Origin of the sequence: Sphingomonas sp. DC4900 (genome assembly GCF_049896485.1) — a bacterium.
GTDB classification, from domain to species: domain Bacteria; phylum Pseudomonadota; class Alphaproteobacteria; order Sphingomonadales; family Sphingomonadaceae; genus Sphingomonas; species Sphingomonas aquatilis.
This window is the reverse complement of the sequence record NZ_JAFCUK010000034.1, coordinates 1-4,964: the sequence shown is the minus strand read 5'-3', so window position 1 is coordinate 4,964 and position 4,964 is coordinate 1. Positions and strand designations below refer to the sequence as shown.

The following is a 4,964-nucleotide window of genomic DNA, read 5'->3' as shown; positions in this document are numbered from 1 at the left end:
TCCCGATCTCGCCGCCTGACACACCGCCAAGCGAACAGCCTAGAACACCAGGATGAGGGGTCCCTTTTCGACGCCGATCACCCCGCTAACGGGGTCCCTTTTCCACGCCGATCCACAGCTCTCGGCCTCGTCGCGGGAAGCCTGTTCCGCAGCGGCGACGATACGTTGAAGCTCCTGATGCCGACCTCGGTGCCGCTCGTCTTCCTGGCCGGCTTCGCATGGCCGCTCGATGAGATGCCGGGCTGGCTAGCGGCGATCGCCTGGTTCTCGCCGGCTACGGCCGCCATGCACCTGTTCATTCGCTTCAACCAGATGGGTGCTTCGATCGCTGAAGCCGCCACCCCGCTGTTGGTCCTGATCGGGTTGATGATCGGATACGGGGCGATCTGGTGCTTCGGTCGATCGCATGCCGGACGCGAGGATCCGACCAGCGATGCGGCGGGCTGATCGGTTGTATGTTGTTACGCAGCCGATGAGTTCGGATACCGCCCCGCCACGAAACACAGGCGACGGAGCGGTACCAATTGCCGAAATACGCCGGCGTCCCCTTTTCACAGACGACCTTGGCAGCGTGCAAGTGCCTCAAGGGTGTCCCACCACCACCTTCGAGAGAGAAGGTGTTGATCGGGTGAGGTGTAAGCGGCCAAACTGGAAAAGCCAAACTTCACGCCCTTCGCGCCGCCCCTCACGACAGCTTCAACATGCAAATCAGCATCAGGCTGATTCCGCCCAAGCAGAGGAGCGACAGCACCACCGCCAGCGTGACCCGTCCGCCAGCCTTGGCGACGGTGCGGATATCGACCCCGAGCCCGAGCGCCGCCATGGACACCACGGTCAGGAACGTCGCGGTATGTCCGATCGGCGCGACCGCGATGGTGGGCACCAGCCCGATCGATCAGTCGTTCGTTTCGAGATCTGGCCGATGACGAGCGTGGACAGGCGCTTGTCCGATCGATGATCACGCTGTCGCACGATCTCGGCTACCGGGTCGTTGCCGAGGGCGTCGAGACCGCCGCAGCCGCGGCGATCCTGGCCGAGTTGGAATGTGAGGAGGCGCAGGGTTACTATTTTGCCCGTCCGATGGAGGAAGAAGCGCTGCGGCTATGGCTCGTTGCCTCTCCGTAAGAATCATCCGTTGCAGCCTGACTGACACCTAGATCTGCCGACATACTTGGTTGCAAGCTGATCGACACCGCCGCTGAACATAATCCACAGCGGCGGCGGCGATCGGCATCGATGAGCGTCCTGTTCCCGGTTGTTCCGCTAATCAGCCGTGCGGCCGCATGACAACCTTGATTACACCTTCCTGCTTGTCACGGAACTTCGCGTACATCTCGGGCGCGTCCTCAAGACTGGCCGGATGCGTGATCACAAAGCTGGGATCGATCTCGCCCGCGACGATCTTATCCAGTAGCGGCTTGGTGTAACGTTGCACGTGGGTCTGCCCAAGCTTGATCGTTAGTCCTTTGTTCATCGCTGCACCGATCGGAAGCTTGTCACCCATCCCGACGTAGACGCCGGGCACGGAGACCGTGCCGCCCTTGCGGCAGCTCATGATCGCCTGCCGCAGGACGTGGACGCGATCAGTGGCGAGCATCATGCTTGCCTTCACCTTGTCCATGACCGCGTCCGCCGCCCCGTGCGCGGCCGCCTCGCAGCCGACAGCATCGATGCAGCTGTCGGGGCCCCGGCCCTTGGTTCGCGCCTGCAGCTCGTCATAGACATCGGTTTCGGCGAAGTTAATTGTCTCAGCGCCACCGGCCTCCGCCATGGCGAGTCGCTCGGGCACCTCGTCGATCGCGATCACGCGGCCGGCGCCCATCATCAGCGCGGAGCGGATGGCGAACTGGCCGACCGGACCGCAGCCCCAGATCGCGACGGTGTCGCCATGCTCGATCTGCGCATTCTCGGCGGCCATGTAGCCGGTCGGGAAGATATCCGATAGGAAGAGGGCCTGCTCATCGGTAACGTTGTCGGGTATCTTGATCGGACCGACATCCGCCATCGGCACGCGAAGATACTCAGCCTGGCCGCCGCAGTAGCCGCCCAGCATGTGGCTGAAGCCGAACAGCCCGGCGGGCGAATGGCCCATCGCTTTGGCGGCCATTTCGGCGTTCGGATTGGTTTGATCACAGGCCGCAAACAGACCTTTTTTGCAGAACCAGCACTCGCCACAGCTGATGGTGAACGGCACCACTACCCGGTCCCCGATCTTGAGGTTGGTGACCTCGGACCCGAGCGCCACGACCTCGCCCATGTTCTCGTGGCCGAGGATGTCGCCGGCCTCCATGGTGGGCTGGTAGCCATCCAGCAGGTGAAGGTCCGACCCGCAGATCGCGCAGGCGGTTACTTTGATGATCGCATCGCGCGGGTGCTTGATCTCGGGATCCGCGACGGTGTCGACACGGACATCGCCCTTACCGTGCCAGCATAGTGCGCGCATGTCGTTTCCTCATCTGAGTGGATGTCCCTGTCGTCAGGGCCATGTCTATGACGCTCAACGCCTTGAGCCGCGGCATGGGTCCCCGTCTATTTGATTCGTTTACATCAACGAGCGGCCGTAAAACGGCCGTACGGCCAGCGGGTTGAACGCAGACGGCATGCCCGGCTCGAAAGCCAGCAAGATAATGAAGTGGGTCGCCCAGGCCGTGCAGCCGGCCGACACGATGGTGACAGGTTCCCACAGGCTGCGCGTCTGCGCGTCTTCCGCCCTGAGCGTACGGCATGGTCGGCCAGGGCAAAGGACGCATAGTGCGGATCGCCCAATACACGACTGTGTCCCGCGCCCCATTTGAAATCGGATACGCTGCCCGTCCGTGGTAAAGACGCGCAGCGTATCTGAGTGAATATGGGATAATCCCGATTATTTGGGGAAATGAATCCCGCAGAGCTTGTTGCCGTCGGGATCGCGGACATAGGCCAGTTCGATGGTGCCCATCGACGCCGTGTGACGCGGGCCGGGCGGAGCTTCGATCGAGGTGCCGCCATTGGCGACCGCGATATCGTGGAACTGCTTCACCTGCTCCGGCGAGTTGCACGCAAAGGCGACGGTGCTGCCGTTCGCCACGGTCGCCGGTTCGTCGTTGATCGGCTGGCTGACGATGAAGTTGGTCCCGTTGCCATTATTGTAGATGAGCCGGGTATGGCCGCTGTCGGCAATGTTCAGCGTCGCTTCTCCCACGCCCAGGGTGCCAAGCACCGTGTCATAGAAGCGCTTTGATCGTTCAATGTCGTTCGATCCAACCATCGTGTGAAACAGCACTTCATTCTCTCCTGCAGAGGGTATCTTTGACATACATTCCCCAAGTGGCATGCCGTCTGACGTGAGTTTCGCCTGAATCCGACCGCAGGACAATCATTTTCCGTCCCGAGCGGCGTCGTCGGGCGCGCAAGGCGCTGAGACAGGGCAGATCGGCCCGCGAAGCCGCCGTGTTGTGCCCTGGTGGCGGTGTTTTTCAGCGCAGCGGACAGACCCATCCTGCCGTTTTCGTTCAGTTTGGGCGTGGATGGCGGTCATGCGCATAGCGGAGGCGCTCGCAATCGGCGGATGGCGGCGAGGATGGCGCGGACCATCGGACCGGTGACGGCCACCTCGGCCAGCTGGAAGGTGATGGCGCGGGCATGGCGGACGACACGTGCCCCGATCTTGATCAGCTTCAGTTGCAGGCTGGTCAACGACCAGTCGGCCATCGTCTCGGGCAACTCGATGCAGCGCAAGAAGATGGCCAGGTTGTAGGCCAGCGCATGCAGTTGCAGTCGCACCTCATTGTCGCGGAACTTCCGGCATGACAGCCGCGTCCAGTGGAAGGCATATTTACCTTCCTTGATGTGCTGCTCGGCGGTGCCGCGCTGGTTATAGAACCGCACCACCCAGTCGGGCTCCATCGGCAGGTTGGTGACGATGAAGCCGACACGCGGGAACAGTTCGCCCGGATGCCATTCGATCTTGGCGATCACCCGGCGTTCCTTGTCCCAGGATGCCGCCTGATACTCGAAGTCTTCGTAGAAGCGCTTGACCTTGGTCAGCGAAGGTCGCCCGACAGGGCGCGTCAGCCGATGCGCGATCTTCTCGCGCAGGACGTTGTTCGCAGGCAGCCGGATGGCGTAGAAGAATCGGGCTTCTTCCAGCCGCTCATAGATCGCGGGGATCGCGTAGGCGGCGTCAGCCCGGAAGAACCGGCCGCAAAGGTCGCGCTCCGCGTAGCGGGCGATGACGGGGTCGAGAACGTCCCGCCAGCCATCGGCGCTGTGGACGTTGCCATGGCGCAAGGCGCAGCGCTCCAGCATGCCGAACTGGTTGAACAAAAAGTTCGGGTGATAGCAGGTGCAGTCGAAATGCCCGTTCCAGGCCGCGCCCTCCTGATCGCCATGGGTGGGGCTGACCGAACTGTCCATGTCCAGAACGATGTACTTCAGCCCGTTACGGTCATGGAACCGGTCGATCCATTGGCCATTCAGGTCGGCCAGCGCGGCACGGTTCTCGGGCTGTGCCAGTGTCTCGGTCTCGAACCGTCCCATCTGCGAGGCCGAGGCCGCTTGCGCATCGACAGCCCTTCCACCCACGACCTGGCGCATCACCGGATCGAGGGCCAGGCGGTCGGCGTCGTTCACATCCTCGTATCCGGCCAGTCGCCCGAACACCGATTGCCGGAACAACCCGTCAAGCCGGTGGACCGTGTTCTTGCCGCGCCGGGTGTCGCGCAATGCTTTTGCCGCCAGATCGGACAGCCCGAGCGCGTCATCCAGCTCGCGCATCACCAGCAGGCCGCCGTCGGAACTGAGCTGCGCACCTCGGAACTCCACATGCACCCGGCGGTCGAACTCGACCCGATCTGCCCGCTTCGAACCCGCACCCTCTGGGTGATCCATCAAACGCGCCCCTCACGGCCATCAACACCATGATTTATATCGGAAATATTGAGATCCTGACAGCAAAATCAGCGATTTACTTGGGGAATGTGGGG

At 62.4% G+C, this 4,964-nt stretch carries 6 protein-coding genes; 2 read left to right on the top strand and 4 right to left on the bottom strand.

All coding sequences use genetic code 11. The features are described 5' to 3' along the window. A partial coding sequence (locus ACP690_RS17960) for an ABC transporter permease (RefSeq protein ID WP_426261890.1) occupies positions 1 to 447 on the top strand: 447 nt, incomplete at its 5' end. Between the two features lie 238 nt (positions 448 to 685). On the opposite strand, the gene ACP690_RS17955 is transcribed toward ACP690_RS17960, so the two are convergent. After that, positions 686 to 883 (bottom strand): hypothetical protein, encoded by a 198-nt coding sequence (locus tag ACP690_RS17955; RefSeq protein WP_007406878.1) that lies wholly within the window; start codon positions 881 to 883, stop codon positions 686 to 688. 11 nt (positions 884 to 894) lie between these two features. Here ACP690_RS17955 and ACP690_RS17950 point away from each other — a divergent pair, with 11 nt between their 5' ends. Further along, positions 895 to 1,125, top strand: a complete 231-nt coding sequence (locus ACP690_RS17950) for an EAL domain-containing protein (RefSeq protein WP_113667992.1) — start codon at positions 895 to 897, stop codon at positions 1,123 to 1,125. A gap of 142 nt (positions 1,126 to 1,267) precedes the next feature. Here the strand turns inward: ACP690_RS17950 and ACP690_RS17945 are convergent, their stop codons facing one another. The 3 genes from ACP690_RS17945 to ACP690_RS17935 form a co-directional block, all read right to left on the bottom strand. Beyond that, positions 1,268 to 2,443, bottom strand: coding sequence for a zinc-dependent alcohol dehydrogenase (locus ACP690_RS17945; protein ID WP_007406891.1), 1,176 nt, complete (start codon positions 2,441 to 2,443; stop codon positions 1,268 to 1,270). 420 nt (positions 2,444 to 2,863) lie between these two features. After that, positions 2,864 to 3,262, bottom strand: a complete 399-nt coding sequence (locus tag ACP690_RS17940) for a VOC family protein (RefSeq protein ID WP_037567432.1) — start codon at positions 3,260 to 3,262, stop codon at positions 2,864 to 2,866. 251 nt (positions 3,263 to 3,513) lie between these two features. After that, positions 3,514 to 4,869 (bottom strand): IS1380-like element ISKpn23 family transposase, encoded by a 1,356-nt coding sequence (locus tag ACP690_RS17935; RefSeq protein WP_003168745.1) that lies wholly within the window; start codon positions 4,867 to 4,869, stop codon positions 3,514 to 3,516. Positions 4,870 to 4,964: the final 95 nt, after the last annotated feature.

Excerpts from the sequence above, each read along its gene's own strand:
- ACP690_RS17945 (WP_007406891.1), bottom strand. The coding sequence starts at position 2,443 with ATGCGCGCACTATGCTGGCACGGTAAGGGCGATGTCCGTGTCGACACC.
- ACP690_RS17935 (WP_003168745.1), bottom strand. The coding sequence starts at position 4,869 with ATGGATCACCCAGAGGGTGCGGGTTCGAAGCGGGCAGATCGGGTCGAG.